Here is a 26080-nt window from a genome sequence, read left to right on the forward strand (position 1 = left end):
GCCCGCGTGAGGTCGAGACGGGCGGCGGAGCCAACCGGGAGAACCTGCTTTGAGTCGTGAAACTGACAGTTCGTCCTCCGGGCCCCAGGGGCGCGGCGCTGCCGCGTACCCGTCGGGGACGCCTCCGTACGGCACGTCCGCGCAGGGCGCGGCGTCCGGCGACGCCGACCCGGGCCAGGGCCCCGCGGGCGACCGGACCACTCCGGACAGCCCCAAGACGGAGACCACGCTGACGACGCGGATCCGGATCAACATCCCCGGCTCGCGTCCCATCCCGCCGGTCGTGATGCGTACGCCGATGAGCGATGTCGACGGCGGGCCGCAGGACGGCGCCGAGGCGCAGGCCGCGGAGCCGGACACCGGCGCGGGCCACCCGTCCGCCCGCACGGGGTACGCGGACGGCACCGCCGGTGCGGCCGACGGTGCCGGGCCCGCCACCGGCGACGCCGCCGAGCCGAAGTCCTCCCGCGAGGAGAAGACCAGCGACTGGTTCGCGCCGCGCAAGAGCCCCGCGACCCGCGGCGGCGCCCCGTCGGAGGGGTCCGGCACGTCCGGCGGCTTCGACGTCCAGGGCGCGCTCGCCGCGGGCCCGCTCGGCAACGGCGCCGCGCCCGGGAGCCGGGGCGACAGGGACGACCTGCCGTACTTCTCCGGCGACACGGGTACCTCCGGTGGTTCCGGCGGGTTCGGTGACGCGCGGGGTTCCGGCGGCCCGGGCGCCGCTGACGGCCTCGGCGACTCCGGCGGTACGGGTGCCCCCGGCGGCCGGAGCGTCTTCGACGGCCTCGACGACGCCGGTGCCTCCGGCGGCCTCGGCAACGCGGCGGGCCTGGGCGTCACCGGCGGCCGCGGAAACGGTGCGCCGGGTCCGCGCGGCGGCACGGACGCCTTCGGCGGTTCCGACGGCCGCGGCGCCGGTACGTCCGGCGGCCTCGGTGACGCCGGCGGCCCTGGCAGCTCAGGCGGCCCGCTCGCCTATGGCGGTCCCGGTAACGCGGGTGGCCCGGGGGACGCCGGTAGCCCGGGCGGTGCCGGTGGCTCTGGCAGCTCAGGCGGCCCGCTCGCCTATGGCGGTCCCGGTAACGCGGGCGGCCCCGGCGGTGTCGGTGGCCCGGGTACCTCAGGCGGCCCGCTCGCTTACGGCGGTTCTGGTAGCGCGGGTGACACGGGCGGCCCGGGCGGTGCCGGTGGTCCTGGTGCCTCCGGTGGGCTCGGCGGCCCAGGCAACTCCGCCGGTTCCAGCAGCCCCGCCGGCCCCCGCCGCCCCGGCGCCCCGCGCAGCGGCCCCGCCGGGCCCACCGCCGGGCCCGCCACCGGTGACGGCCCGATACTGCCGACGCCCGCGCCGAACCCCCAGGTCCGCCCGGGAGGCAACGGCGGCGCCCCGAACCCGCCGCGCATGAGCGACGACACCGCGATCCTCACCCCGCAGAAGCCCGCACCCGAGCCGCCGTCCGCAGGACACGTCTCCGGTGACACCCTCACCAGCGGGATGCCGGTCGTCCCGCAGACCGACGGCGCGGGGTCCGGCCGCACCCCGGCGGCGCACACCCCGCCCAAGCTGCCCGACCCGGTGCCGAGCACCCCGGCCCCCGCGAAAAAGAAGAAGGGCCGCAACAAGCTGGTCCTGCTCGGCGTGGGCATCGTCGGCGTGGCGGGCATCGCGTACGGCGCGGGCCTGCTGATGAACCACTCGGACGTGCCCAAGGGCACCACGGTCCTCGGCGTCGACATCGGCGGCGGGACCCGTGACGAGGCCGCCGCCAAGCTCGACAAGGCGCTCGGCAAGCGCACCGGGCAGGCGCTGAAGCTCCAGGTCGACGGCAGGACCGTCGAGCTGAAGCCGGACCAGGCGGGCCTGTCCCTGGACAGCGCCGCGACCGTCTCGGCCGCCGCGGGCAGCGACTACAACCCGGTCTCCGTGATCGGCTCGCTCTTCGGCCAGCAGCGGGTCGTCGACCCGGTCATGCCCGTCGACGAGGAGAAGCTGCACGCCGCGCTCGAGCAGGCGGCGGGCGGGGCCGCGGGCTCCGGCGACGGCACGATCAAGTTCGAACCCGGCAAGGCCGTCGCCGTGTACGGCAAGGCGGGCAAGGGCATCGACGTCGCCAAGTCCACGAACGCCGTCGAGCAGGCGTACCAGCGCCAGGTCGAGACGGGCGCGTCGACGCCGGTGCGGGTCGCCACGACGACCCGGCAGCCGACGATCGCGAACGCCGAGGTCGACCGGGAGATGAAGGAGTTCGCGGAGCCCGCGATGTCCGGCCTGGTCACGATCAAGGCGGGCGCGGCGTCGATCCCGTTCGGCCCGGACAAGTCGCTGCCGAAGATCCTCGGCGTGAAGGCGGTCAACGGCAAGCTGGAGGAGACGTACGACCTGGAGGCCCTCAAGAGCCTCTACGGCAACGTCTTCGACGGCGTCCTGATCACCCGTGCCAACGGCGAGAAGACCCCGGTCCAGCCGAAAGACGTGGCCACGGCCCTGGGCAAGGCCCTCCTGGGCAAGACCCCGACGGAACGCACGGCGACGATCGAGACGAACCCGAGCTGACACAGCACGACAGCGGCCCCGCACGACAAGATCGCGCGGGGCCGTGCAGCGCCCTGAAGGGGCGCGGGAACGGCGCGAGCAACCACACGCGACCCGCACCCGACCACACCACCCCTAGTTCAACATGGCCCGGGCCGCCCGGGCCTGCCCCCGCACCCGCTCCGCGGCCCCCGCATCGACCACCCTCACACTCCGCGTACGCTCCACTCACGCTCCGCACAATCCCCCGCTGCACAAGCAACTGCGCTCGTACCGCAACCGCGCAGGATGACGGCCTCGGACGCTCGGCGGTCGCGGCCCAGCCGATGCGGGCCGCAGCATCGACGGATCGAGCGGCGCCCCCGTCGCCCCGGCGACGAGCAGCTCCGCGTCCGACCCGGCCAGCACCCTCCCCGCGCCGAACGGATCGGCGAGGATCCGCTCCTCCGGATCGCCGAACCCGACGACGAAGTGGCCCGGCAGCGCCACCCCGTAGACCGGCGCCCCGGCCCGCCGCGCGACCTCCATCCACACCACCGAGAGCAGGATCGGCAGCCCGCGCCGGCGCCGTACGACCTCGTGCAGCAGCGACGACTCAAGACGCTGGTAGTCGGCGGCGGAGCCGTGGAAGCCGAGCCGCTCGCCGAGCAGTTCGGCGAGGGCGGTGGCCCAGGAGCGCGGGCCGCCCGGCCGGAACGGCAACTGCCCGGCCAGCTCGTCGAGCTCGATCTGGACGGCGTCCATGCCGGCCTCGTCGAGCGTGCCGTCCCCCTCCGCGGCGAGCAGCAGGCAGAGCTGCGCGAGGTCGGGCCGCTCGGCCCTGGCCTCCTCGGCGAACCGGCGCCGCAGCTCGGCGGAGCGGGGGGACAGTTGCGGGGACATACGAGCCTCGTGCCCTCTCAGACCGATCGATTAGCGCGCTCGGCGCTGTCGGCGACGGGTCGTCGGACGCCGCGCTCCGGAGCACGGTAGTGGTGATAGGCGTGGTGTGTGGCGAAACCCAGGCGGTCGTAGAGCGCGCGCGCCCCCTCGTTGTCGGCCTCGACCTGGAGCCAGGCCGCCGACGCGCCCTCGTCCAGGGCGCGGCGCGCGAGCGCCGTCATGACGGCCGAGCCGAGGCCCCGGCGCCGCTGGGCGGGGTCGACCTCGACGGCGGCGAACCCGGCCCACCGCCCGTCGACCACGCACCGCCCGATCGCCGCGGGCACCTCACCCTCGCCCGGCACGGTGGCGAACCACACGGAAGGACCGGCGCTCAGCACCCGCAGCGCGACCTCGCTCGCGCCCTTGCGCTGGTAGCGCCCGAGCCACGCCTCGTCCGGCTCCCGGCTCAGCACGACGCTGTCGTTCTCGCGCCCGTCCCCGATGGGCGCGAGCGCCGCGATCCGCATCTCGGCGCTGACCTCCCGCACCCAGCCGCGCGCCTCGAGCTCGGCGCAGAGCATCTCCTGCGCCCCGGCGGCCCCCGTGGCGGTCTGCGCGTAGGCGGGCAGGCCGCGGGCCGCGTACCAGTCCCGTACGCGGTCCAGGGCGTCGTCGAGCGGGACGCCCGGATCGCCCACCGGCAGGACGGAGTTGGCGCGCCGGGTGAACCCCTGAGCCGCCCTCAGCTCCCACTCACCGAGCCGCTCGCTCTCGATCGGCCGCCACGCGCGCGAGGCGACGTGCGCGAGCTCCGGGTACGTCGCCGAGGGCCCCTGGCGCCTGGCCGGTTCGGCGGGCACGACCTTGCCCGCGACGAGCGCGGCGGCGTCCACGGCCACCTGTTCTCCGGTGCGCCGTGTGATGAGCAGCACATCGTCATTCCACGATGTGAGAACACCGACCGTGTCGGTGAACTCGCGACCCGCGGGCCCCTTCTCGCTCACCCGTCGCACGGAAACGCGTTTTCCCACGTCAGCGCGGGTCAAGCGAACCTCTAGCCGTCCGCTCGCAGTGAATTCCACAGCTCGGTCCACCCCTCCTGTTCGGATCATGGCCGGGAACGGAGATACTAGGGGCGGGCATCGACGACGCCGCGCTCCCGCGCGCCAGGCGGCGGAGCCTGTGGAGGCCCGCCAGCGCCCTATCGAGGAGGAACGACAGCGTGACCTACGTCATCGCGCAGCCTTGTGTCGACGTCAAGGACAAGGCGTGCATCGAGGAGTGCCCGGTCGACTGCATCTACGAGGGCTCCAGGTCCTTGTACATCCACCCGGACGAATGCGTCGACTGTGGTGCCTGTGAGCCGGTCTGCCCGGTCGAGGCGATCTTCTACGAGGACGACACTCCGGAGGAGTGGAAGGACTACTACAAGGCGAACGTCGAGTTCTTCGACGAGCTCGGCTCGCCCGGTGGTGCCTCGAAGATGGGTCTCATCGAGAAGGACCACCCGTTCATCGCCGCTCTGCCGCCGCAGAACCAGTAGCAGAAGCAGTACCCGCGTCCAGCGCGGTACGCACAGGCGCTGCCCCGGTCCCGTACGGCTCGACTGCCGTACGGGACCGAGGCGTTTGTCCGCCCGCCCGTCCAGGGCGCCCTACGCAAGAGAAGTGAGCTGACCAGGTGTCCGCAGTCCCCGCCCCCGTCGACCGCCTCCCCACCTTCCCCTGGGACAAGCTGGAGCCGTACAAGAAGACGGCCGCGGCGCACCCGGACGGCCTGGTGGACCTGTCGGTCGGCACCCCCGTCGACCCGGTGCCGGAGCTGATCCAGAAGGCGCTCACCGACGCGGCGGACTCGCCGGGCTACCCGACGGTGTGGGGCACCCCGGAGCTGCGGGACGCGCTGGTCTCCTGGTGCGAACGGCGCCTGGGCGCCCGCGGTCTCGGCCACACCAACGTCCTGCCGGTCGTCGGCTCCAAGGAGCTGGTGGCCTGGCTCCCGACGCAGCTCGGCCTCGGCCCGGGCGACAAGGTCGCCCACCCGCGCCTCGCCTACCCCACGTACGAGGTGGGCGCCCGTCTGGCCCGCGCCGAGCACGTCGCCTACGACGACCCGACCGAGCTGGACCCGGCCGGGATCAAGCTGCTCTGGCTCAACTCCCCGTCGAACCCGACGGGCCGGGTCCTCTCCAAGGACGAGCTGACCCGCATCGTCGCCTGGGCGCGCGAGCACGCGATCCTGGTCTTCTCGGACGAGTGCTACATCGAGCTGGGCTGGGAGGCCGACCCGGTCTCGGTCCTGGACCCGGAGGTGAACGGCGGCTCGCTCGACGGCCTGGTCACCGTCCACTCGCTCTCCAAGCGCTCGAACCTGGCCGGGTACCGGGCCGCGTTCCTCGCCGGTGACGCCGCCGTCCTCGGCGACCTGCTCCAGATCCGCAAGCACGGCGGCATGATGACCTCGGCGCCGACCCAGGCGGCGGTCGTCGCGGCGCTCGGCGACGAGGCCCACGTCCACGAGCAGCGCGCCCGGTACGCGGCCCGCCGCGAACTGCTGCGCGAGGCGCTGCTCGCGCACGGCTTCCGCATCGAGCACAGCGAGGCGAGCCTGTACCTGTGGGCGACCCGCGACGAGTCCTGCTGGGACACCGTCGCCCACCTCGCGGACCTCGGCATCCTGGTCGCGCCCGGCGACTTCTACGGCGAGGCGGGGGAGCGGTTCGTGCGCGTCGCCCTGACCGCGTCGGACGAGCGGATCCGGGCGGCCGTCGCCCGTCTGTCGTCCTGACCCGGACGTCTGCCTGACCCGGACGTCTGCCTGACCCGGACGTCTGCCTGAGCAACGAGAACGGGGGTGCGGGGAGCGCATGCGCTCCCCGCACCCCCGTCGTCACCGACGACGCGCGGTGATCAGCCCAGCGGCAGCTGGCCGACCGGCAGCTGGTCGGTGGGCAGCCCGCCGGAGAGCGGGAGGCCGCCCTTGGTGACCGCGTCGGTCGGGAGGCCGCCGTCCGTCACCGAACCGGCCGTCTTGCCGACCGTGTCACCGGCGCTGCCGGCCAGGTCGCCCGCGGCCTTCTGCGCGACCGGCGTGGTGGTCTTGGCGGCCTTGCCGACCGACTTGCCCGCGGCCGGCACGGCCGTCTTCACGGCTTCGCCACCGGCGTGGCCCGCGAGTCCGCTGACTTGCCGGCTCGCGCTGTCGACGGTGTTGCCCAGGTTGGCGCCGTCCAGCGCGGTCACACCGCCGAGGTCGGGCGTGGCCGGGAGTTCGGCAGCGCTCGCGGAGCCGGCCGCACCGACCACGGGCGCCGCTCCCGCCGCTACGAGCAGCGCGACGCGGGCGATCCGGCGGGTCAGGGGGAGGGACATGGTGCTCCTTAGACGGGAGAGAAGATGGTGTGCCCGGCTGCCGTGCGGCGGTCGGACGCCGTGACAACAGCCCCAGGGCCCCCGAAGGTTGCGGGTCGGCAACGCAAAGGGTTGGTAATGCGTCGCATAATCGGCTGCGGATAAAAACGGGCAAAAGTCGTGTGTCCTGTGACGCGTCCGAAGCGCTGAAGAACCCTTACGCCCCTGTGTCCGCAAGGGAATCGCGAGACGGCCCGCGCTCTGCCCCGAGCGTTTTGCCGCACAGGCGCCGAGCATGCCGGGTATACCTCGATCGAGTGGCCGCTCGCACTGATGACCATGGAGTATGCGGGCATCTGAAGTCGCTCCGTGCCCCGCATGGCCGGGCGATAGGGTCAACGCCATGGACCGCACCTCACTCGACCTCACGCAGGACGCCGCCCTCCTCACCGCCCAGCTGGTCGACCTCCCCTCGCCCAGCGGCAGCGAGAAGGAGCTGGCCGACGCCGTCGAGGCGGCCCTGCGCCCCCTGCCGCACCTCATGGTCGACCGGTACGGCAACAACGTGGTGGCGCGCACCAATCTCGGCCGCGCCGAGCGGGTCGTCCTCGCGGGCCACATCGACACGGTCCCGATCGCGGACAACGTGCCCTCGCGCCTGGACGCCGACGGCATCCTGTGGGGCTGCGGCACGAGCGACATGAAGTCGGGCGTCGCGGTCCAGCTCCGCATCGCGCAGACGGTCACCGAGCCCAACCGCGACCTCACGTTCGTCTTCTACGACAACGAGGAGGTCGCCGCCCACCTCAACGGGCTCGGGCACGTCGCCGACGCCCACCCGGAGTGGCTGGAGGGCGACTTCGCGATCCTCCTGGAGCCCACCGAGGGCCTCATCGAGGGCGGCTGCCAGGGCACCCTGCGCGTCATCCTCAAGGTCAAGGGCGAGCGGGCCCACTCCGCGCGCGCGTGGATGGGGCACAACGCCATCCACGCCGCCGCCCCGATCCTGGAGCGCCTGGCCGCCTACGAGCCGCGCAGGCCGGTCGTCGACGGCCTGGAGTTCCACGAGGGCCTCAACGCCGTACGGATCGAGGGCTTCGTCGCCACGAACGTCATCCCGGACGCCTGCGCCGTCACGGTCAACTTCCGCTACGCGCCCGACCGGACCATGGCCGAGGCCGAGCAGTTCGTCCGCGACTTCTTCGACGGCTGCCCGGTCGAGGAGTTCGTCGTCGACGACCACACGGGCGGTGCCCGCCCCGGCCTCACCCACCCCGCTGCCGCCGCCTTCCTGGCCGCCGTGGGCGGGGAGCCGCGCCCCAAGTTCGGCTGGACGGACGTCTCCCGCTTCAGCGCGCTCGGCGTCCCGGCGGTCAACTACGGCCCCGGCGACCCGATGTACGCCCACAAGATCGACGAGCATGTCGACACGGCGCTCATCCTGGGGGCGGAGAAGCGCCTGGTCGCCTGGCTCACCGCCTGACGCCCGACACTGCCAGGTCCCTCGTCCGTAACCCGCGTAGACCTACCCTTGCTCTACGTGAGCGCGTGATACCTGCGCATGGAGGGAGCGGACATGAGCAACCCGGAGGGCAAGCGGCATCCGAAGGAGCAGCGGACGGGACCGGTGGTCCGCCGTCGCGACCAGGTGCAGGCCGGGACGAGTGACCAGCGTCTGCTCGATTCGGAAGGACCCTCGGGCTGGGTGCACACAGACCCCTGGCGGGTCCTGCGCATCCAGTCGGAGTTCATCGAGGGCTTCGGCACCCTGGCCGAACTGCCGCCCGCGATCAGTGTCTTCGGCTCGGCGCGCACCCCGGTGGACTCACCGGAGTACGCGGCGGGCGTGGAGATCGGCAAGGCGCTCGTGGAGGCCGGTTTCGCGGTCATCACGGGCGGCGGCCCCGGCGCCATGCAGGCGGCGAACCAGGGCGCCGTGGAGGCCAATGGCACGTCGGTCGGGCTCGGCATCGAGCTGCCCTTCGAACAGGGCCTCAACCCGTACGTCGACCTGGGCCTGAACTTCCGCTACTTCTTCGTGCGGAAGACGATGTTCGTGAAGTACGCGCAAGGGTTCGTCGTCCTGCCGGGCGGGCTCGGCACCCTGGACGAGCTGTTCGAGGCGCTCACCCTCGTCCAGACGACCAAGGTGACGCGGTTCCCGATCGTCCTCTTCGGTACGCAGTACTGGAGCGGCCTCGTCGAGTGGCTGAAGAACACGGTGATCGCCCAGGGCAAGGCGAGCGAGGCGGATCTGCTCCTCTTCCACGTCACGGACGACGTGGAGGAGGCGATCACCCTGGTCACCAAGGAGACCGGCAACTAGCCGCAGGTAGTACCTGTCACGCGAGTCCCCGGCGGGCCACCGCCGGGGGCCTGTGCCCCGCGATCGACGCCACCATGTCGAGCACCTGCCGGGTCTCCGCCACCTCGTGCACGCGGTAGACCTGCGCCCCGAGCCACGCGGACACCGCCGTGGTCGCCAGCGTCCCGATGACGCGCTCCTTGACGGGCTTGTCGAGCGTCTCGCCGACGAAGTCCTTGTTGGACAGCGAGACCAGCACGGGCCAGCCGGTCTCCACCATCTCCGGCAGCCGCCGCGTCGCCTCCAGGGAGTGCCGCGTGTTCTTGCCGAAGTCGTGCCCCGGGTCGATCAGGACGGACTCGCGGGGGACCCCGAGCGCGACGGCCCGCTCGGCGTAGGAGACCGTCACGTCGAGGATGTCCGCCATCACGTCGTCGTACGTGGCACGGTGCGGCCTCGTACGGGGCTCGGCGCCGCCCGCGTGCGTGCAGACGATGCCCACCTTGTGGCGGGCCGCGACCTCCGCGAGCTTCGGGTCGACCCCGCCCCACGCGTCGTTGAGCAGGTCGGCGCCCGCCTCGCACACGGCCTCGCCGACCTCGTGGCGCCAGGTGTCCACGCTGATGATCACCGAGGGGAACCGGCGCCGTACCTCGGCGACGAAACCGACGGTGCGCCGCGCCTCCTCCGCGGCGTCGACCTCCTCGCCGGGGCCCGCCTTCACCCCGCCGATGTCGACGATCGCGGCGCCCTCGGCCACCGCCTGCTCGACGCGGGCGAGCGCGGGCTCGTCCTGGAACGTGGCGCCCTGGTCGTAGAAGGAGTCCGGGGTACGGTTCACGATCGCCATGATCACCGGCTCGTGCGCGTCGAACTCGCGCCCGCCAAGCCTGAGCATCCCTGTGACTCTCCTCTGGATCATGCCGCAACGTCCGCCTGCGACCTTAACCGTCGGTGCGGCATGGCACGATCGGAGCCTGATGGTTCCGGGCCGTGTGCGCACACCGGCCCGGTCGAGCCAAGGGGACGGCAGCGATGGTCATGTTCTTGTTTCTGGTCGCCGCGCTCGTCGTGGTGGTCGCGGCGGTGACGCTCGCGGTCCTCGGCGGGGGCGACGGCGGCGCCCTGCCCGAGGAACCGCCCCAGTTCTACGCGGACCCGCTGCCCCAGGACCGCCCGCTGGCCCGCGCCGACGTCGAGGAGCTGCGGCTGCCCACTGCCGTGCGCGGCTACCGCATGGCGGAGGTCGACGACGCGCTGAACCGCCTCGGGGCGGAGCTGGCCGAACGCGACGCCCGCATCTCCGAGCTGGAGTCCGCCCTCGCCACCGCCCACGCGCAGGCGCGGCGGCCGGTCGACCGGGGCCCCGGCCCCGGGTCGGGCTTCGCGCCGCCCGGCGGCTACCAGGGCTACCAGGACGAGGCCGGGGAGGGCCTTCGATGAGCCGGCCGACGAGCGGCGCCGTCCCGGGCCCGGACGGCGCTCTGCGCTGCCCCTGGGGCCTGTCCACGCCGGACTACGTGACCTACCACGACGAGGAGTGGGGCCGCCCCGTCCACGGCGACGACGCGCTCTTCGAGCGGCTGTCCCTGGAGGCGTTCCAGTCGGGCCTGTCCTGGATCACCATCCTGCGCCGCCGCGAGACCTTCCGCGCCGCCTTCGCCCACTTCAAGATCTCCGAGGTGGCGGCCTTCACGGACGCCGACCGCGAGCGCCTGCTCGCCGACCCCGGCATCATCCGCAACCGCGCCAAGGTCGACGCGACGCTCGCCAACGCGCGCGTGCTCGCCGACTGGTCGCCGGGCGATCTCGACGAGCTGATCTGGTCCCACGCCCCGGACCCGGCCACGCGCCCGGCGCCCCGCGCGCTCACCGACGTACCGGCCGTCACCGACGAGTCGACGGCCCTGTCCAAGGCGCTCAAGAAGCGCGGCCTGCGCTTCGTCGGCCCGACGACGGCGTACGCGCTCATGCAGGCGTGCGGCCTGGTCAACGACCACCTGGCGGACTGCGTCGCCCGCACGCCTGCCTGAGTTTCTCCCAGCGGCGGCCTCAGCGCCCGAGGTAGTTCGGCTTCTCCTTGGCGATGAACGCCTGGACGGCGATGGTGTGGTCCTCGGACTCCCCCGCCCGGGTCTGGAGCTCGTCCTCCTTCTCCAGGGACTCGTCCAGGGAGTGGTCGGCGGCGAAGGCCACCGACTCCTTCAGCGCCGCGTACGCGACGGTCGGCCCGGCGGCGAGCATGAGGGCCAGCTTGCGCGCGGTCTCCGCCAGTTCGTCGGCGGGCACGATCTTGTGCACGGCGCCGATCTCGAACGCCTCCTGCGCGGAGATCGTGCGCGGGAACAGCAGCAGGTCCATGGCGCGCCCCGGGCCCACGAGCCGCGGCAGGGTCCAGGAGACGCCCGAGTCCGCGGTCAGGGCGACACCGGCGAACGAGGTGTTGAACGACGCCGTGTCCGCCACGATCCGGTAGTCCGCGCAGAGGGCGAAGCCGAAGCCCGCGCCGGCCGCCACGCCGTTCACCGCGGCCACCACCGGCTTCGCCATGCCCGTCAGCGCCCGCACGATCGGGTTGTAGTGCTCCCGCACCGTGCTCATCGTCTGCCCCGAGCCCGCCTTGCGGTCCTCGACCAGGGTGGTCACGTGCTCCTTCAGGTCCTGCCCGACGCAGAACGCGCGGTCCCCGGCGGCCGTGAGCAGCACGGCCCGCACGGCGTCGTCCGCGGCGGCCGCCCGCACCGCCTCGCGGAGGGCGACCTTGGCCTCGGTGTTCATCGCGTTCATCGCCTCGGGGCGGTTCAGCGTGATCGTCGCGAGCCCGTCGCTCACCTCGTAGAGCACGGTGTCGGCCATGACGCTCCTCCTGCAGTGCGGTCCGCTATGCGGTTGCTTAGGTGTCCGTGCTCAGCATGACGGAGATCACGGCCTCTGGAGCGGTCCCGGTATGTGACCTGCGTCAAACAAATTCCTCACAGCAAGGCCACGTAAGCGGCGCAGTATCGCAGTCACATCGCCGAAATGAGTGGTTTTGCTCAAGCGCGTTGCGCAAGCGATGCCGACTGATGTTGGTCATCGGGCTCCGCGATGCGGGATAATGACAGGAAGCAATGTGTTCGATGCCGGTGACGTGTGCCCGTCCAGAGGGCCGTCGGCTGACGATGAGCTGGTTTCAGGAAGGGGAACGAGCATGGCGGCCATGAAGCCGCGGACGGGTGACGGCCCGCTCGAGGTGACAAAGGAGGGGCGGGGCATCGTCATGCGCGTTCCGCTCGAAGGCGGCGGTCGGCTCGTGGTCGAGCTGACGCCGGACGAGGCCGATGCCCTCGGCGACGCCCTGAAGAAGGTCGTCGGCTGACGCGGAAGCGACCATACCTTTTCGACTGCCCCGGCACACATTCGGTGCCGGGGCAGTCGTATGCCCGGATCTCGGGCGATGTGTACGGGTCTCGCGCGGCGTGTACGGGTCTCGCGTGGCGTGTACGGGGCTCAGCGCTTGACCGCGCAGAGCAGCCCGTCCCCGACCGGCAGCAGGGACGAGACCAGCTCGGGGCTCTCGCGCACCGCGCGGAGCAGCTCCCGCAGCCGCACCACTTCCACCGGCTGCGGGCCCGAGTCCACGGTCCGCCCGTCCGCGAAGACGCCCTCGAAACAGACCAGGCCGCCGGGGCGCAGCAGCCGCAACGATTCAGCGAGGTAGTCGAGGCTCTCCATCCGGTCGCCGTCGCAGAAGACCAGGTCGTACCCGCTGTCCGCGAGGCGCGGCAGGACGTCGAGGGCGCGCCCGGGGATGAAGCGGGCCCGGTTCGCGGCGAAACCGGCCGCGCGGAACGCCTGCCGGGCGAACTGCTGCTGCTCCGGCTCCGGATCGACCGTGGTCAGGACGCCGTCGGGGCGCATCCCGTGCAACAGATGGATTCCGGACACCCCCGTGCCCGTACCGATCTCGGCGACGGCCTTCGCCTCCACCGTGGCGGCGAGCATCCGCAGCGCGGCACCCGCGCCGGGGGACACCGAGCGAAGACCTGCCTCGCGGGCCCGGTCCCGGGCCCAGCGCACAGCGTCGTCCTCGGCGACAAAGGCGTCGGCGAACGCCCAGCTCGTCTGCCGGTTGCCGGTAATGGCCCTCTCCTGTCCCCGTTGTCCCCTGCATGGCTGTGCTTGTCCGCGCTCGCCCGTGCTTGCCTGCGCGTGACTTTATCCGTTGGCGCCGGGAACTCGCAGATGGGACCGGGCGTTTGAGAAGGCAGGGGGAAACGGCGGGGTGAAGCGGGGGGCAGGGCGCGCTTGATGGGGACGAAACGGACGGCCGAGAGTCGACCGGCAAATCTGAGTAAAAACGCTTATCCGGAGCTAACGGGCGAGGTGGCTATGGTAGGGGCTCCACTGGACACCACCAGAGCTGACAGGGGAGGTGCGGCTGCGCCTGTGGATCGGGGAGGAGTGCTGCGGCGCTTTCTCAGGTCGGCGGGTGAGCCGAAATCCGTGACCGACACCGCTGACCGATCCCGCACCACTGACTCCGCGCAGCAGACCGCGACCTTTGCCGCTGACGCGGAATCACAGGCGTGGACTCCGCCCACCTGGGAGGAGATCGTCAGCACGCACAGCGGCCGGGTCTACCGCCTCGCGTACCGCCTGACGGGCAATCAGCACGACGCCGAGGACCTCACGCAGGAGGTCTTCGTCCGCGTCTTCCGCTCCCTCTCGACGTACACGCCGGGCACGTTCGAGGGCTGGCTGCACCGCATCACGACCAACCTGTTCCTGGACATGGTCCGCCGCAAGCAGCGCATCCGCTTCGACGCGCTCGGGGACGACGCCGCCGAGCGGCTGCCGAGCCGTGAGCCGTCGCCGCAGCAGGTCTTCAACGACGCGCACTTCGACGCAGACGTCCAGCAGGCGCTCGACACGCTCGCGCCCGAGTTCCGTGCCGCCGTCGTCCTCTGCGACATCGAGGGGCTCTCCTACGAGGAGATCGCCGCGACCCTGGGTGTGAAGCTGGGCACGGTCCGCTCCCGCATCCACCGCGGCCGCTCGCAGCTGCGCAAGGCGCTGCAGCACCGTTCGCCCGAGGCTCGCGCCGAGCGCCGCACGCTCGCGACCACGGGAGGGATCCCCGTCCTAGGAACAGGGGGCGCGACCGCGTGAGTGGATCACGTCTCAACCCTGCCGAGCGTCACCAGACCGCGGCCGACCAGCATCTCGGAGACCGGCTTGCCGCGCTGGTCGACGGTGAACTGGACCATGACGCCCGCGAGCGCGTCCTCGCGCACCTGGCGACCTGTCCCAAGTGCAAGGCCGAGGCCGACGCGCAGCGCCGCCTCAAGAGCGTCTTCGCCGAGGCGGCCCCGCCGCCGCCCTCCGAGAGCTTCCTCGCCCGCCTCCAGGGGCTGCCCGCCGGAGGTGACAGCGACGGTGGGGGACCACCGTTCGGGGGAGGATTCGCCACCGGACGGCCCTTCGGCAGCGGACCCGGACTCGGGCTCGGGGGCGGCGTCTTCGCCGTAGACCAGGAGCCCTTCGGCGGCCATGCCGCCGTCCTTCCCGCATCCGCCCAGCGCGGCTTCCGCATCCACGAGGTGGGCCGCGTGGACCGGCACGACAGCGAGCGGGCCTCGCGCGGGCGCCGCTTCGCCTTCGCGGCGGCCGGAGCGGTGTCGCTGGCCGCGATCGCCCTCGGCGGGGTCACCGCCGGTGCGCCGCTCGACAGCTCCGACACCCGTGGCGGTGGCTCCAACAGCAATGTCACGCCGTTGCGCAGCCAGGCCTCCGGTGCCTCGTCCGTCTCCGAGGCCCAGCGCCGCAGGTCCATGGCGCCGCTGCTCGGGCAGAGCGGGGGTGCGCTCTCGGCGCCGGTCGCGCCGACGCGGGCCAGTGCGCCGCTGTTGCCCGGTGGCCGGGTGAACAGCGCGAGCTACCCGTTCGCGACGCCGCTGCTGTCGGGTGCGGCCCGTATGTCGCCCCTCATACGCCCGGCCGCTCCCGCGCCGTCGCCCCCCGCGGCGGTCGCCCTGGAGCCACGCCCGGCCCCGACCGGCCCGGCCACGGCCTCGGCCTCCGCGCCGACCCTGTCCTCCCGGTCGGCCACGGTCCGCTGACGCCCCCTGCGCCCGGGCCGCGGAACCTGGTTGAATCCACGTGAGGAGCCCGGGGCGTCGTGCCGCGGGCCAGGTGCTGGGGAGATCGGCGGGACATGGACGAGGGCAAGCCCACGAAGGCCAAGTGGTGGAGCCGCCCCCGACCGAACACGGGCGGCCCGACGGACGACGGCGACTGGCACCTGCCTGCTCCGCAGCCGGCCGGTATCGACGGGCCCGGGGGAAGTGAGGTGCCGCCGGACGCCGAGGGCCCGGTCCGTGAGGTGCCGCCCGCTGGGGCACCGGACGCCGTGGCCGGCCCTGGTGACGGCGTGACCGCCAGCCCCGAGACGCGTTCGGCGCGAACCGGTGACATGTCCGACGCCACACCGGGCACATACGACTTGGCTCCGCCGGCCCCGGCCGACTCGATGCAGGGGGCGGCTCCGGTCGCCCCGGCGGACGAGGCCGTGCCTGCGGCTCGGGCGGCTGACGCGGTGTCCGGGCCGGGCGGGCCGGGTCCGGTCGACCCGGTCGGCGCGGCTCCGGCTGAGCCTGCTGAGTCTGGGTTCAGGACAACCCTGGCAGGTCCCGGCGCCCCGGTGGCTTCCGAGGCTTCGGGGGCCGGAGCGGCCCCGACGCAGGACGCCCCTGCCTCGGAGGCAGGTGCCGACTCGGCCGCCTCGGACCAGGACGCCCCCCGCCCGCTCCACGACCCGGACCCCTACAGCACCCCGCCCTACGGCGAGCCCGGTCCGTGGGCGCCCGCGCCGCCCGTGCAGCACCCGGCGACCACCCCGCCGCACGGCACGGCGTCACCGTTCGCAGCGCAGCACGCGGCGTACCCGGGCACCCCGGCCGAGACCCCGCAGCCCGCGCCCGAGCAGCCGTACCCGAGTCAGGCGGCCGCTCAGCCGATGCCCGAGGAGCCGTACTCGACCGCGCCTCAGCAGCCGACGCCCGAGCAGCCCTATCCCAGCCCGGCGGCTCAACAGCCGACGCCCGAGCAGCCCTACGCAGGAGCCCCGGCCGCGCCACACCAGCCCTACCCGGCCCCCGAGAGCACGGGGCACCAGCCCTATCCAGCCCCTGAGAGCGCCGCGCACCAGCCCAGCCCGGATCAGCCCTACCCGGCCCCCGGAAGCGCCGCGCACCAGCCCAGCTCGGATCAGCCCTACCCGGCCCCCGAGGTCGCCGCGCACCAGCCCAGCCCGGATCAGCCCCACCCGGCCCCCGAGAGCCCCGCCCACCCGCACAACCCCGGTCACCCCTACCCCGGCCCCCAGGACCCGTACGGCCACCCCGCCCCACCCCGGAGGGCCCTGGCAGCGGTATGACCCGTGGGCCGGGCCCGTCGGGTTGTCGGGGAGCGGGGGCTCGTCGGGGAGCGGCCCCGGCGGTCGCGGCGGGGCGTGGTGGTCGGGCGGTGCTGATCGCCGTCGTGTCGGGGGTCGTCGGCGGCGCCCTCGGGTCCTACCTGGAGCGGAACGGCGGGGCCGAGGTGAAGCTGCCGCAGGCCGGAGCCGAGTCCGCGCGCCGCGACCCCGGCAGCGTCGCGGGGATCGCCGCCAGCGCGCTGCCCGGCGTCGTCACCATCCACACGAAGGGCTCGTCGGAGGAGGGCACGGGCACCGGCTTCGTGCTGGACGGCCGCGGCCACATCCTGACCAACAACCACGTGGTCCAGCCGGCGGGCTCCAGCGGTCGGATATCGGTCACTTTCGCCGGGGGCGAGAGCGCGGACGCGGACGTCGTCGGGCACGACAGTGGCTACGACCTCGCCGTCATCAAGGTGTCCGGCGTCCGCGGCCTCAAGCCGCTGCCCCTCGGCAACTCGGAGAACGTGCAGGTCGGCGACCCCGTCGTGGCCATAGGCGCCCCCTTCGACCTCGCCAACACGGTCACCTCGGGCATCATCAGCGCCAAGGACCGCCCCATCACGGCGGGCGGCGAGAAGGGCGACGGGACCGATGTGAGCTATGTCGATGCGCTGCAGACCGATGCCCCGATAAACCCCGGCAACTCGGGCGGCCCGCTCGTCGACTCCAAGGCCCGCGTCATCGGCATCAACAGCGCCATCCGCTCCGCCGACAGCGGCTCCGACCTCGACGGCGGCCAGTCCGGCTCCATCGGCCTCGGCTTCGCCATCCCGATCAACCAAGCGAAGCGCGTAGCCGAAGAGCTCATCAACACCGGCAAGGCCACCCACCCGGTGATCGGCGTCACGCTCGACATGGACTACTCCGGCGACGGCGCCCGCGTGGGCACGAAGGGCAACGACGGCGGCTCGGCCGTCAGCGCGGGCGGCCCCGGCGCGAAGGCGGGCATCAGGCCCGGCGACGTGATCACCGAGGTCGACGGGGTCCGGGTGCACACCGGCGAGGAGCTGATCGTCAAGATCCGGGCGCACCGCCCGAAGGACGAGCTGGACCTGACGGTCGAACGGGGCGGGACGGAGCGCAAGGTCACCCTGGTCCTCGGCTCGGCGGACGGAGACTGACCGCGCCCCGCGGACCGCACCCCACGGCCCCGCGTGATCCTGTCCGTCGCCCTGTGGCTACCGGACGGACAGCATCGCCGGGTACCGTGGACCCGGTCCGTTCGATGCCGGACCAGCCGAAGACCTGCTGCTGAAGACCGACCGCGGGCCGAGGACACGCTAGGAGTGCAAGGTGTTCAACGACATTGGCCCACTGGAGGTCGTGACGCTCGTCGTGCTGGCCGTCCTCGTCTTCGGCCCCGACAAGCTCCCGAAGCTCATCCAGGACGTCTCGCGCACCATACGCAAGATCCGCGAGTTCTCGGACAGCGCGAAGGAAGACATCCGCAGCGAACTGGGCCCGGAGTTCAAGGACTTCGAGTTCGAGGACCTGAACCCGAAGACGTTCATCCGCAAGCAGCTGGACAGCGACGAGCTGGGTCTCAAGGAGATCCGCAACGGGTTCGACCTGAAGAAGGAGATGGCCGAGGTCACCGACGCGGTGCACACCGTCGGTGAGCTGGACGACTCCGCCGCCACCTCCAGCACCGCCTCCGCGTCGTCGAACGGCGCCCGCGTGGACATGCGCAAGGGCCCCGACCTGGAGAAGCGGCCCGCGAAGCCGGCCGCCGACGATCACCCGCCGTTCGACGCCGACGCGACCTGAACCACACCGGTCGAAGCCGGGCCCCCTGGGTCCGGTGTGGCATCCTGCCTTGTTGGTTGCGCGGGCCGGACGTGAGAACGCCCGAGGGGGGCGGTCCGCTCCGGTCCGTACGAGAGCGAGGAGGCGGCCGGGTACATGGAGACGACGAGTCGGGTGGGCGCGCAGGCGCCGGACACCGAGGGGGCCGAGGACGCCCCTGCGGCCCGGCGCACGGTCGACGGCTACCTGCTGGCGCCCTTCCCCTGGTACGGCCTGGACGAGGCCTTCACGGGACCGCGCTGGCTGATGCAGGTCGGCACCACGGCGGACGGGTCCGTCGAGCACGGTTCGATCGGGCACGGCGAGGAGCCCTCGGTCCGCAGCGAGAGCACGGAGGACACCGAGCGGTTCGCGGTCGTGGTGACCGTCGCCGCGCATCCGACGCGGCGCAGCGCCGACGGCACGGGCACCCTGGACGCCACGTCCGTCTCGTCCGCGGCCTGGCTCGCCGGGGTCGGGCTGCTCTCGTACACGTGGCCGACGCAGATGGACCACACCCTGCGCGACGACTGGCTGGAGCAGCAGACCGAGACGGCCTGGGTGCTCGCGGACGACCTGAACTCCTCGGACTGGGCGACGCTGTCGCTGCCGGTGGACGGGGTCCCGACGCCGTTCCACTACCGCGAGTCCGAGTACGGGTGGGTGCTCGCCGGTTCCACGCAGGCGGGGGAGCACCTGGGGGCCTACGGGCGGGGCATGAGCGCGTACGGGCTCGCCTTCTCCGTGATCAAGGACGTGGCCGCGCTCGCGTGACACGTGCACGCACGCGGAGAAGGGCGGGCCGCACCTGAACAGGTGCGGCCCGCCCTTCTGCCTGTACGAGGCAAGCGCTCAGAACTTGTTGCGCGGCGTGATCCCCAGGGACATGCCCGCGAGGCCGCGCTCACGGCCGCCGAGCTTGGTCGCGATGGCGCGCAGCGCCGACCCGGCCGGGGAGTCGGGGTCGCTGAGCACCACCGGCTTGCCGTTGTCGCCGCCCTCGCGCAGGCGGACGTCGATGGGGATGGCGCCGAGGACCGGCACGGTCGCCCCGGTCGTCTTCGTCAGGCCCTCGGCGACCATCTGGCCGCCGCCGGTGCCGAAGACGTCGACCATCTCGCCGCAGTGCGGGCAGGGCAGGCCCGACATGTTCTCGACGACGCCGACGATCTTCTGGTGGGTCTGTACGGCGATGGAGCCGGCCCGCTCGGCGACCTCGGCGGCGGCCTGCTGCGGGGTCGTCACGACGAGGATCTCGGCGTTCGGCACGAGCTGGGCGACCGAGATCGCGATGTCACCGGTGCCCGGCGGCAGGTCGAGCAGGAGCACGTCGAGGTCGCCCCAGAAGACGTCCGCGAGGAACTGCTGCAGGGCGCGGTGGAGCATCGGGCCGCGCCAGACCACAGGGGCGTTGCCCGGCGTGAACATGCCGATGGAGATGACCTTCACGCCGTTCGCCGACGGCGGCATGATCATGTTCTCGACCTGGGTGGGCTTGCCGTCGGCGCCGAGCATGCGCGGGACGGAGTGCCCGTAGATGTCCGCGTCGACGACGCCGACTTTCAGGCCGTCGGCGGCGAGCGCCGCCGCCAGGTTCACGGTCACGGAGGACTTGCCGACGCCGCCCTTGCCGGAGGCGACCGCGTAGACGCGGGTCAGCGAGCCGGGCTTGGCGAAGGGGACCTCGCGCTCGGCGGTGCCGCCGCGCAGCGCCGCCGCCAGCTCCTTGCGCTGCTCGTCGCTCATCACGTCGAGCGTCACGTCCACCCGCGTGACACCGTCGACGCGGCCGACGGCCTCCTTCACGTTGTTCTCGATCGTGGAGCGCATCGGGCAGCCGGAGACGGTCAGGTACACGGTGACCGCGACGGCTCCGTCCGCACCGATGTCCACCGATTTGACCATCCCCAGTTCGGTGATGGGTCGCTGGATCTCGGGGTCGTTCACTGTCGCGAGCGCCTCGCGCACCGCGTCTTCCGTAGCCATACGCCCGATAGTACGGCGCGGTAACCGGGGCACCGAAGCCCCGTCAGCGGTCGTCTACGTCACGTCGGCGCTCGCCGTCGGCCGGGAATACCTCGCCCCTGGAGATGGTCCGCTGCTGCTCCTCCAGCTCTTTGAGCAGGTCCTGCAGTTCGGAGCGGATCCAGTCGCGCGTGGCGACCTCGCCGAGACCGATGCGCAGGGCCGCCACCTCGCGGCTCAGGTACTCGGTGTCGGCGATCGACCGCTCGTTCTGCTTGCGGTCCTGTTCGAGGTTGACGCGGTCGCGGTCGTCCTGCCGGTTCTGGGCGAGCAGGATCAGCGGAGCGGCGTACGACGCCTGCAGGGACAGCATCAGGGTCAGGAAGATGAACGGGTAGGTGTCGAAGCGCAGCGAGGCCGGGGCGAAGACGTTCCAGGCGACCCACGCGATGATGAGCACCGTCATCCAGACGATGAACCGGCCGGTGCCGAGGAAGCGCGCGATGCGCTCGGACAGCCGTCCGAACGCCTCGGGGTCGTAGTCGGGCAGCAGCTTGCGGCGCGCGGGCCGCGGCTGGTCGAGCCGGATGCGGGAGCGGCGGGACGTGTCGGCCAGGGCCCGCGCCTCGCGCTCCCGCTCACGCTCGCGTTCGTCAGTGCCCATCGTTCACGTCCCCATCGTTCACGTCCCCGCCGTTCGCGTCCCCGTCCTTCACGTCCCCCTCGTTCACGTCCCCCGAAAGGTGAAACTCCTGCTCGCGCCAGTCGTCGGGCAGCATGTGGTCCAGTACGTCGTCGACGGTAACGGCGCCGAGCAGCGCCCCGCTCTCGTCGACGACGGGCGCCGCCACCATGTCGTACGTGGCGAAGAACCCGGCGATCTCCGGCAGCTGGGCCTCTGGCGACAGGGCCTGCAGATCCTCGTCGAGGATCGAGCTGACCATGGTGAACGGGGGGTCGCGCAGCAGCCGCTGGAAGTGGATCGTGCCGAGGTACTTGCCGGTCGGCGTCTCGTCCGGCGGGCGGCACACGTAGACCTGCGCGGCGAGCGCGGGGGACAGGTCGGGGTTGCGGACGCGGGCGAGCGCGTCGGCGACCGTCGAGTCCGGGCGCAGCACGATCGGCTCGGTCGTCATCAGACCGCCGGCGGTCTTGTCCTCGTACGCCATGAGGCGCCGCACGTCGGCCGCGTCGCCGGGCCGCATGAGGGCGAGCAGGCGCTCCTTGTCGGCCTCGGGCAGCTCGCCGAGGAGGTCGGCGGCGTCGTCCGGGTCCATCTCCTCCAGGACGTCGGCGGCGCGCTCCTCCTGGAGCTTGCCGAGGATCTCGATCTGGTCGTCCTCGGGGAGCTCTTCGAGGACGTCGGCGAGACGCTCGTTGGTGAGGGCGGCGGCGACCTCGGCGCGGCGCTTGGGGGAGAGGTGGTGCAGGACGTTGGCGAGGTCGGCGGGGCGCAGCTGTTCGAAGGTGGCGAGCAGGTTCTCGGCGCCCTGCCCCTGCTCCTCGCGCGCGAAGCCGTCGACGGCGGCCCAGTCGACGGTGAGCGCCTCGCCCTTGCGCCGGAAGGTGCCGCCCTTGCCCTTGCGGACGTAGACCTTGTCGATCTCCCAGTCGCGGCGCGCGGGCAGCTGCTGGATGGAGATGTCGAGCACGGTGACGTCCTCGCCGCTCTCCACGAGCCGTACGCGCCGGTCGAGCATCTCGCCGAGGATGAGGCGTTCGGTGGGGCGCTGCTCGAAGCGGCGCACGTTGAGCACGCCCGTCGTGATGACCTGGCCCGACTCGATGCCGGTCACCCGGGTCATGGGCAGGAAGATGCGGCGGCGCGTGGACAGCTCGACGACGAGGCCGAGCAGCCGGGGCGGCCGCCGGTCGGGACGGAGTATGACGACGAGGTCGCGCACGCGTCCGACCTGGTCCCCGTTCGGATCGAAGACGGCGATACCGGACAGGTGGGAGACAAAGATCCGTGGAGCCACTGCTGCCATGTCTCCTCGTACCGTCCTTTCGTGCTGATCCATCCTGCTATCCGCGCAATCCGGGGCTCAGGCTATCCGCTGGCCGTCGAACACGCCGTGCGCCCGCGGGTGCCTGCCCGTGTGCGGTCCCGTACGAGTAACCGCAGATGACACAGGTACGCTGCCGTACTGCCGTCGAGCCCGATGCCGTACGAGAGGTGGTCCCGCCCGTGACCGCACGTCCCCCGCGCCGCCGCATCCGCAGGACGTTCCTGGCAGGCGCGCTGTGCACGGGGCTCGCGGCCGCGCTCGCGGGCTGCGGCGGCGACGACCCCGACGCGGGCACCAACGGGGTCGGCAAGCTCGAACCGGCCAAGATCCAGACCCGTACGGTCAAGGCCGCCCGGGCGGCGGCCACCGTCCACCTCGCGGGCACGGTGGTCAGCGGCGGCCGCACGTACAAGCTCGACATGCGGCTCAAGGACGACGGCGGCACGGGCTCGGTGACCACGAGCGGCAGCACGTTCCGGCTGCTGCGCGTCGGTGAGCACCTGTACCTCAAGGCGGGCGCCGAGTTCTGGACCCACTCGGACGACGCGAAGGGCTCGGCCGGGGACGCAGCGGCGGCGGAGAAGCTCGACGGCAAGTACGTGAAGGTGCCGACGGGCGACCCCGCGTACAAGCGCCTCTCCACCTTCACCGACAAGGACGTCCTCCTGGACGGCCTCCTCACCCTGCACGGCACCCTGGACAAGGGCGACCGCTCGACCTCCGGCTCCACCCGCACGATCCAGCTCACCGGCGACGACGGCGCGGGCGGCACCCTGGACGTCTCCCTGGAGGGCACGGCATACCCCCTCCGCCTGGAACGAGCGGGCGGCGCGGGCACGCTCCGGCTGACGGAGTGGGGCCGCGACTTCCCCCTGACGGAACCGAAGGAAACGGAAACGGTGGACTACGGCCAGGCCTTGCCGACGTCGTAGAGAGCTCGCCTCGGCCACATCAAGCCCGCCTCGGCCACATCAAGCCCGCCTCGGCCACATCAAGCCCGTCCGGCGATTGAGGACCGGGGCCCGGGGCGGAGCCCCGAGACCTCAACGCTTACGCCGCCGCCCAAGCAATCGGGGCAACCCGGCAGGCACGGCGTTACGAGTAACAGCGGACGACGGCACAGGAGCAGCGGCCAAGGACCCCGCAGAGGCCGCCAAAACCCCCGCTCCCCGAACGGGTTCGAGCCGCACCACCCGGCACTCCCTCCCCCATCGCAGAGTCATCGTCTCCGCGTCGGGCGCGTTCAGCCGCTTCCCCTTCAGCTCCGCGACGGCCGCCTCCCACGCCTCACTCCCGGGCGCGAGCTCAGAAACCTCCGCCCGCCAGCCGACGATCCGCCCGCCCTTGTCCTTGCTGCGAACGGTGACGGTCGCCGCACCCCCGTCGACAAGGCCGGGCAGCGGCTGCTCGCCGGGCCCGTCGCCGACGACGAGCGCCGCGCCCTCGTGCCACACGTGCCACAACGCCCGCTCGGGGCCGTCGTCGCCGCGCACCCAGATGAGCCCGGACTTCTTCGTGGCCTCCTCGACGAGGGCGGCATCGAGCAGTTCAGTCGTCATACGGGCCAGCGTAGCTACAGCCAGCCGTTGCGCTTGAGGGTGCGGTGGATCGTGAAACAGGCGGCGACGGTGACGGTGAGGACGAGCGGATACCCGTAGCGCCAGTGCAGTTCGGGCATGTACTTGAAGTTCATGCCGTACACGCCGCACACCATGGTCGGTACGGCGACGATCGCGGCCCACGAGGTGATCTTGCGCATGTCCTCGTTCTGGGCGACGGAGGCCTGCGCGAGGTTGGCCTGGAGGATGGAGTTGAGCAGTTCGTCGAAGCCGATGACCTGCTCCTGCACGCGTTCCAGGTGGTCGGCGACGTCGCGGAAGTATTTCTGGATGTCCGGGTCGATCAACCGCATCGGCCGCTCGCTGAGCAGCTGCAGCGGGCGGCGCAGCGGCGCGACGGCGCGCTTGAACTCCAGGACCTCGCGCTTGAGCTGGTAGATGGAGCCCGCGTCGGAGCCGCGCGGGGAGCCCTTGCCGGTCTGCGAGAAGACGGCGGTCTCGACCTCGTCGATGTCGTCCTGCATGGCGTCGGCGACGGCGAGGTAGCCGTCGACGACGTGGTCGGCGATGGTGTGCAGCACCGCGCTCGGCCCCTTGGCGAGCAGCTCGGGGTCCTCCTGGAGACGGTGGCGCAGGGCCCGCAGCGAGCCCTGCCCGCCGTGCCGGACGGTGATGAAGAAGTCCCGCCCGGTGAAGCACATGACCTCGCCGCTCTCCACGACCTCGCTGGTCGCGGTGAGTTCGGCGTGCTCGACGTAGTGGATGGTCTTGAAGACGGTGAACAGCGTGTCGTCGTACCGCTCCAGCTTGGGCCGCTGGTGGGCGTGGACGGCGTCCTCGACGGCGAGCGGGTGCAGCCCGAACTCGGCGGCGATTCCGGCGAATTCGGCCTCGGTCGGCTCGTGCAGCCCGATCCAGGCGAAGCCGCCGTCGCGGCGCACCTGGAGGCGGGCCTCGCGCGGGGTGAGCCCCGCGGGGGACTCGGCGCGGGCGCCGTCCCGGTAGACCGCGCAGTCGACGACCGCGGAGACGGCCGACGGGTCGCGGGTGGCGTCATACGTATTACGTGCTTCGTTGCCGTACGGGGCCACGCTCTTGCGCAGCGAGGGGCGGACGGCGGCACGCAGGTCGCGGATCATCGACATGGGCAGGCTCCTTCGCGGGCGGGAGCCGCGCCGTGGCGACCGGAAGATCGGCACTACCCGGAATGAGGACGTCCTGGGCAACCGGACACGCTGCACGTCCACAAAGCGGGGAGCACCGCACCGACGCTGGGCGGCTTCGCTTACTGATGCGGATCGAGATCGGGAAGATCTCAGGGATCAGGCGGTGTCGAAGCGCTCTTCCGGCGTACGCGGGCAGCCCGGGAAGCAGACGGTGGAACGGTCGCGCTGCTGACTGCGAAGGGGGCGTGCGGGCCTAGCGGCCGGAAGAACGGGTGGTACTGCACGGTCGACTTCGATCCATGACAGCCCCACCTCCTCCGGCCGGTCCCCCGTGGGGGACGTGTGTGGGTCGGTTCTTCGAGGGCTCCGAGAGCCCCCGGCGGATGCGCACCGCGCACCATTCCGACCGGCGGCCCAGAGTATCAGCCGCCTGAAGAAAGCAAGCCCCTTCTTTACCCAACGCATGCGAGTTCTATGCTCGCGGGATGGCAGAAGTTCTTGCGCTGGTCGAGGCCCGGCTGACCACGGCCCTGGGCGAACCGGACGCGCGCGCGGCGGTCACGTTCCTCGGCACGGACCGGATCGAGGTGCTCCGCTTCACCGACGGCGATCAGGGCCTCGTGCGGTACGCCACCCTCGGCATGTCGGCGTCCCCGATGTCCGATCCGACGGCGGCCCTGGCCGACCCCGTCAAGGGCCCGCGCGCCGAGCTGGTGCTCACGGTCCGCGCCGGCCTCGCCGACACCGACAAGGTGCTGCGCCCGCTCGCCGTGCTGGCCGCGTCCCCGCAGGTCGAGGGTCTCGTGGTGGCGCCGGGGGCGTCGCTCGACGTGGGCGAGGCGCTGTGGCCCGGTGCCCCGTTCACCTCGGTCCTGGTGGCGGAGCCGGGCGGCCTGGTCGAGGACCTCGATCTGGACGAGCCGCTCGACCCCGTACGGTTCCTGCCGCTGCTGCCGATGACGCCGAACGAGGCGGCGTGGAAGCGGGTGCACGGCGCGGCCGCGCTCCAGGAGAAGTGGCTGAACGGGGGAACGGACTTGCGCGATCCCCTGCGCAAGTCCGTCCCGCTCGACTGAGAATCCCCGCGG

26 protein-coding genes and 1 pseudogene are annotated in these 26080 nt (G+C 72.4%); 16 read left to right on the forward strand and 11 right to left on the reverse strand.

Annotated elements, in window-relative coordinates; genetic code table 11:
* The first annotated feature begins 49 nt into the window (after positions 1–49).
* Positions 50–2551 (forward strand): hypothetical protein, encoded by a 2502-nt coding sequence (locus N5I75_RS23885; protein ID WP_476680400.1) that lies wholly within the window; start codon positions 50–52, stop codon positions 2549–2551.
* 114 nt (positions 2552–2665) lie between these two features.
* Here N5I75_RS23885 and N5I75_RS23890 read toward each other — a convergent pair.
* Positions 2666–3412, reverse strand: a pseudogene (locus tag N5I75_RS23890) (transglutaminase-like domain-containing protein).
* A 17-nt stretch (positions 3413–3429) separates the two neighbouring features.
* Positions 3430–4476, reverse strand: coding sequence for a GNAT family N-acetyltransferase (locus N5I75_RS23895; protein ID WP_476680402.1), 1047 nt, complete (start codon positions 4474–4476; stop codon positions 3430–3432).
* Between the two features lie 140 nt (positions 4477–4616).
* Here N5I75_RS23895 and fdxA point away from each other — a divergent pair, with 140 nt between their 5' ends.
* On the forward strand, positions 4617–4937 hold the full coding sequence (fdxA, locus tag N5I75_RS23900) for a ferredoxin (RefSeq protein WP_111666449.1): 321 nt from the start codon (positions 4617–4619) through the stop codon (positions 4935–4937).
* Between the two features lie 137 nt (positions 4938–5074).
* Positions 5075–6181: a bifunctional succinyldiaminopimelate transaminase/glutamate-prephenate aminotransferase gene (locus tag N5I75_RS23905; RefSeq protein ID WP_476680404.1), complete on the forward strand. Its 1107-nt coding sequence runs from the start codon at positions 5075–5077 to the stop codon at positions 6179–6181.
* A gap of 122 nt (positions 6182–6303) precedes the next feature.
* Here the strand turns inward: N5I75_RS23905 and N5I75_RS23910 are convergent, their stop codons facing one another.
* Positions 6304–6765, reverse strand: coding sequence for an ATP-binding protein (locus tag N5I75_RS23910; protein WP_476680406.1), 462 nt, complete (start codon positions 6763–6765; stop codon positions 6304–6306).
* A gap of 382 nt (positions 6766–7147) precedes the next feature.
* Here N5I75_RS23910 and dapE point away from each other — a divergent pair, with 382 nt between their 5' ends.
* Together dapE and N5I75_RS23920 are read left to right on the forward strand one after the other, a co-directional pair.
* Positions 7148–8227, forward strand: coding sequence for a succinyl-diaminopimelate desuccinylase (gene dapE, locus N5I75_RS23915; protein ID WP_476680408.1), 1080 nt, complete (start codon positions 7148–7150; stop codon positions 8225–8227).
* A 93-nt stretch (positions 8228–8320) separates the two neighbouring features.
* Entirely contained in the window at positions 8321–9070 is a 750-nt protein-coding gene (locus N5I75_RS23920) for an LOG family protein (RefSeq protein WP_394430731.1), read from the forward strand.
* 16 nt (positions 9071–9086) lie between these two features.
* Here the strand turns inward: N5I75_RS23920 and folP are convergent, their stop codons facing one another.
* A complete protein-coding gene (gene folP / locus N5I75_RS23925) occupies positions 9087–9947 on the reverse strand; it encodes a dihydropteroate synthase (RefSeq protein ID WP_476680410.1) in 861 nt (286 codons plus the stop codon).
* Positions 9948–10084: 137 nt separating this feature from the next.
* On the opposite strand from folP, the gene N5I75_RS23930 reads away from it, so the two are divergent.
* Positions 10085–10492 carry a DivIVA domain-containing protein gene (locus N5I75_RS23930; RefSeq protein WP_476680412.1) on the forward strand — a complete coding sequence of 136 codons (408 nt, stop codon included), beginning with the start codon at positions 10085–10087 and terminating at the stop codon, positions 10490–10492.
* Positions 10489–11082, forward strand: coding sequence for a DNA-3-methyladenine glycosylase I (locus N5I75_RS23935; protein ID WP_476680414.1), 594 nt, complete (start codon positions 10489–10491; stop codon positions 11080–11082). The genes N5I75_RS23930 and N5I75_RS23935 overlap by 4 nt, the downstream gene beginning before the upstream one ends.
* A gap of 19 nt (positions 11083–11101) precedes the next feature.
* On the opposite strand, the gene chcB is transcribed toward N5I75_RS23935, so the two are convergent.
* On the reverse strand, positions 11102–11905 hold the full coding sequence (chcB, locus tag N5I75_RS23940) for a 2-cyclohexenylcarbonyl CoA isomerase (protein ID WP_476680416.1): 804 nt from the start codon (positions 11903–11905) through the stop codon (positions 11102–11104).
* Positions 11906–12239: 334 nt separating this feature from the next.
* Here chcB and N5I75_RS23945 point away from each other — a divergent pair, with 334 nt between their 5' ends.
* Positions 12240–12407, forward strand: coding sequence for a DUF3117 domain-containing protein (locus N5I75_RS23945; RefSeq protein WP_003966491.1), 168 nt, complete (start codon positions 12240–12242; stop codon positions 12405–12407).
* Between the two features lie 131 nt (positions 12408–12538).
* Here N5I75_RS23945 and N5I75_RS23950 read toward each other — a convergent pair whose 3' ends face one another.
* On the reverse strand, positions 12539–13171 hold the full coding sequence (locus tag N5I75_RS23950; protein WP_394438061.1) for an O-methyltransferase: 633 nt from the start codon (positions 13169–13171) through the stop codon (positions 12539–12541).
* A 249-nt stretch (positions 13172–13420) separates the two neighbouring features.
* Between N5I75_RS23950 and sigE the strand changes: the two genes are divergently transcribed.
* The 6 genes from sigE to N5I75_RS23980 all read left to right on the forward strand — a co-directional run bounded on the left by sigE (position 13421) and on the right by N5I75_RS23980 (position 19067).
* Complete coding sequence (gene sigE, locus N5I75_RS23955) at positions 13421–14200, forward strand: RNA polymerase sigma factor SigE (protein WP_476680418.1); 780 nt, start codon at positions 13421–13423, stop codon at positions 14198–14200.
* The gene (locus N5I75_RS23960) at positions 14197–15150 is read left to right on the forward strand and encodes an anti-sigma factor family protein (RefSeq protein ID WP_476680420.1); all 954 of its coding nucleotides are present in this window, start codon (positions 14197–14199) and stop codon (positions 15148–15150) included. Before sigE ends, N5I75_RS23960 begins: the two co-directional genes overlap by 4 nt.
* 581 nt (positions 15151–15731) lie before the next feature.
* On the forward strand, positions 15732–16466 hold the full coding sequence (locus tag N5I75_RS23965) for a hypothetical protein (protein WP_476680422.1): 735 nt from the start codon (positions 15732–15734) through the stop codon (positions 16464–16466).
* 89 nt (positions 16467–16555) lie between these two features.
* Positions 16556–17629, forward strand: a complete 1074-nt coding sequence (locus N5I75_RS23970) for a S1C family serine protease (RefSeq protein ID WP_476680424.1) — start codon at positions 16556–16558, stop codon at positions 17627–17629.
* A 172-nt stretch (positions 17630–17801) separates the two neighbouring features.
* On the forward strand, positions 17802–18275 hold the full coding sequence (locus N5I75_RS23975) for a sec-independent translocase (protein WP_476680426.1): 474 nt from the start codon (positions 17802–17804) through the stop codon (positions 18273–18275).
* Positions 18276–18410: 135 nt separating this feature from the next.
* Entirely contained in the window at positions 18411–19067 is a 657-nt protein-coding gene (locus N5I75_RS23980) for a hypothetical protein (RefSeq protein ID WP_476680428.1), read from the forward strand.
* 78 nt (positions 19068–19145) lie between these two features.
* Here the strand turns inward: N5I75_RS23980 and N5I75_RS23985 are convergent, their stop codons facing one another.
* From N5I75_RS23985 to N5I75_RS23995, 3 genes are read right to left on the reverse strand one after another with little or no spacing between them, the layout of a single operon-like run.
* Entirely contained in the window at positions 19146–20279 is a 1134-nt protein-coding gene (locus N5I75_RS23985) for an Mrp/NBP35 family ATP-binding protein (protein WP_476680430.1), read from the reverse strand.
* A gap of 43 nt (positions 20280–20322) precedes the next feature.
* Positions 20323–20922, reverse strand: a complete 600-nt coding sequence (locus tag N5I75_RS23990; protein ID WP_476680432.1) for a DUF1003 domain-containing protein — start codon at positions 20920–20922, stop codon at positions 20323–20325.
* Positions 20912–22246: a magnesium transporter MgtE N-terminal domain-containing protein gene (locus N5I75_RS23995; RefSeq protein WP_476680434.1), complete on the reverse strand. Its 1335-nt coding sequence runs from the start codon at positions 22244–22246 to the stop codon at positions 20912–20914. The genes N5I75_RS23990 and N5I75_RS23995 overlap by 11 nt, the downstream gene beginning before the upstream one ends.
* A gap of 200 nt (positions 22247–22446) precedes the next feature.
* On the opposite strand from N5I75_RS23995, the gene N5I75_RS24000 reads away from it, so the two are divergent.
* Complete coding sequence (locus N5I75_RS24000; protein ID WP_476680436.1) at positions 22447–23199, forward strand: hypothetical protein; 753 nt, start codon at positions 22447–22449, stop codon at positions 23197–23199.
* Positions 23200–23310: 111 nt separating this feature from the next.
* Here the strand turns inward: N5I75_RS24000 and N5I75_RS24005 are convergent, their stop codons facing one another.
* Together N5I75_RS24005 and N5I75_RS24010 are read right to left on the reverse strand one after the other, a co-directional pair.
* The gene (locus N5I75_RS24005) at positions 23311–23826 is read right to left on the reverse strand and encodes a hypothetical protein (RefSeq protein WP_476680438.1); all 516 of its coding nucleotides are present in this window, start codon (positions 23824–23826) and stop codon (positions 23311–23313) included.
* Between the two features lie 14 nt (positions 23827–23840).
* Complete coding sequence (locus tag N5I75_RS24010; protein WP_476680440.1) at positions 23841–24971, reverse strand: magnesium and cobalt transport protein CorA; 1131 nt, start codon at positions 24969–24971, stop codon at positions 23841–23843.
* Positions 24972–25477: 506 nt separating this feature from the next.
* Here N5I75_RS24010 and N5I75_RS24015 point away from each other — a divergent pair.
* Positions 25478–26068 (forward strand): suppressor of fused domain protein, encoded by a 591-nt coding sequence (locus N5I75_RS24015; RefSeq protein ID WP_476680442.1) that lies wholly within the window; start codon positions 25478–25480, stop codon positions 26066–26068.
* Positions 26069–26080: the final 12 nt, after the last annotated feature.

The sequence above is a fragment of the Streptomyces sp. R818 genome, assembly GCF_056172735.1.

Bases quoted from the DNA above. Each gene is read 5' to 3' on its own strand.
- N5I75_RS23910 (WP_476680406.1), bottom strand. From the start codon at position 6,765: ATGTCCCTCCCCCTGACCCGCCGGATCGCCCGCGTCGCGCTGCTCGTA.
- dapE (WP_476680408.1), top strand. From the start codon at position 7,148: ATGGACCGCACCTCACTCGACCTCACGCAGGACGCCGCCCTCCTCACC.
- N5I75_RS23920 (WP_394430731.1), top strand. From the start codon at position 8,321: ATGAGCAACCCGGAGGGCAAGCGGCATCCGAAGGAGCAGCGGACGGGA.
- folP (WP_476680410.1), bottom strand. From the start codon at position 9,947: ATGCTCAGGCTTGGCGGGCGCGAGTTCGACGCGCACGAGCCGGTGATC.
- N5I75_RS23930 (WP_476680412.1), top strand. From the start codon at position 10,085: ATGGTCATGTTCTTGTTTCTGGTCGCCGCGCTCGTCGTGGTGGTCGCG.
- N5I75_RS23935 (WP_476680414.1), top strand. From the start codon at position 10,489: ATGAGCCGGCCGACGAGCGGCGCCGTCCCGGGCCCGGACGGCGCTCTG.
- chcB (WP_476680416.1), bottom strand. From the start codon at position 11,905: ATGGCCGACACCGTGCTCTACGAGGTGAGCGACGGGCTCGCGACGATC.
- N5I75_RS23945 (WP_003966491.1), top strand. From the start codon at position 12,240: ATGGCGGCCATGAAGCCGCGGACGGGTGACGGCCCGCTCGAGGTGACA.
- sigE (WP_476680418.1), top strand. From the start codon at position 13,421: ATGGTAGGGGCTCCACTGGACACCACCAGAGCTGACAGGGGAGGTGCG.
- N5I75_RS23980 (WP_476680428.1), top strand. From the start codon at position 18,411: ATGGAGACGACGAGTCGGGTGGGCGCGCAGGCGCCGGACACCGAGGGG.
- N5I75_RS23985 (WP_476680430.1), bottom strand. From the start codon at position 20,279: ATGGCTACGGAAGACGCGGTGCGCGAGGCGCTCGCGACAGTGAACGAC.
- N5I75_RS23990 (WP_476680432.1), bottom strand. From the start codon at position 20,922: ATGGGCACTGACGAACGCGAGCGTGAGCGGGAGCGCGAGGCGCGGGCC.
- N5I75_RS23995 (WP_476680434.1), bottom strand. From the start codon at position 22,246: ATGGCAGCAGTGGCTCCACGGATCTTTGTCTCCCACCTGTCCGGTATC.
- N5I75_RS24005 (WP_476680438.1), bottom strand. From the start codon at position 23,826: ATGACGACTGAACTGCTCGATGCCGCCCTCGTCGAGGAGGCCACGAAG.
- N5I75_RS24010 (WP_476680440.1), bottom strand. From the start codon at position 24,971: ATGTCGATGATCCGCGACCTGCGTGCCGCCGTCCGCCCCTCGCTGCGC.
- N5I75_RS24015 (WP_476680442.1), top strand. From the start codon at position 25,478: ATGGCAGAAGTTCTTGCGCTGGTCGAGGCCCGGCTGACCACGGCCCTG.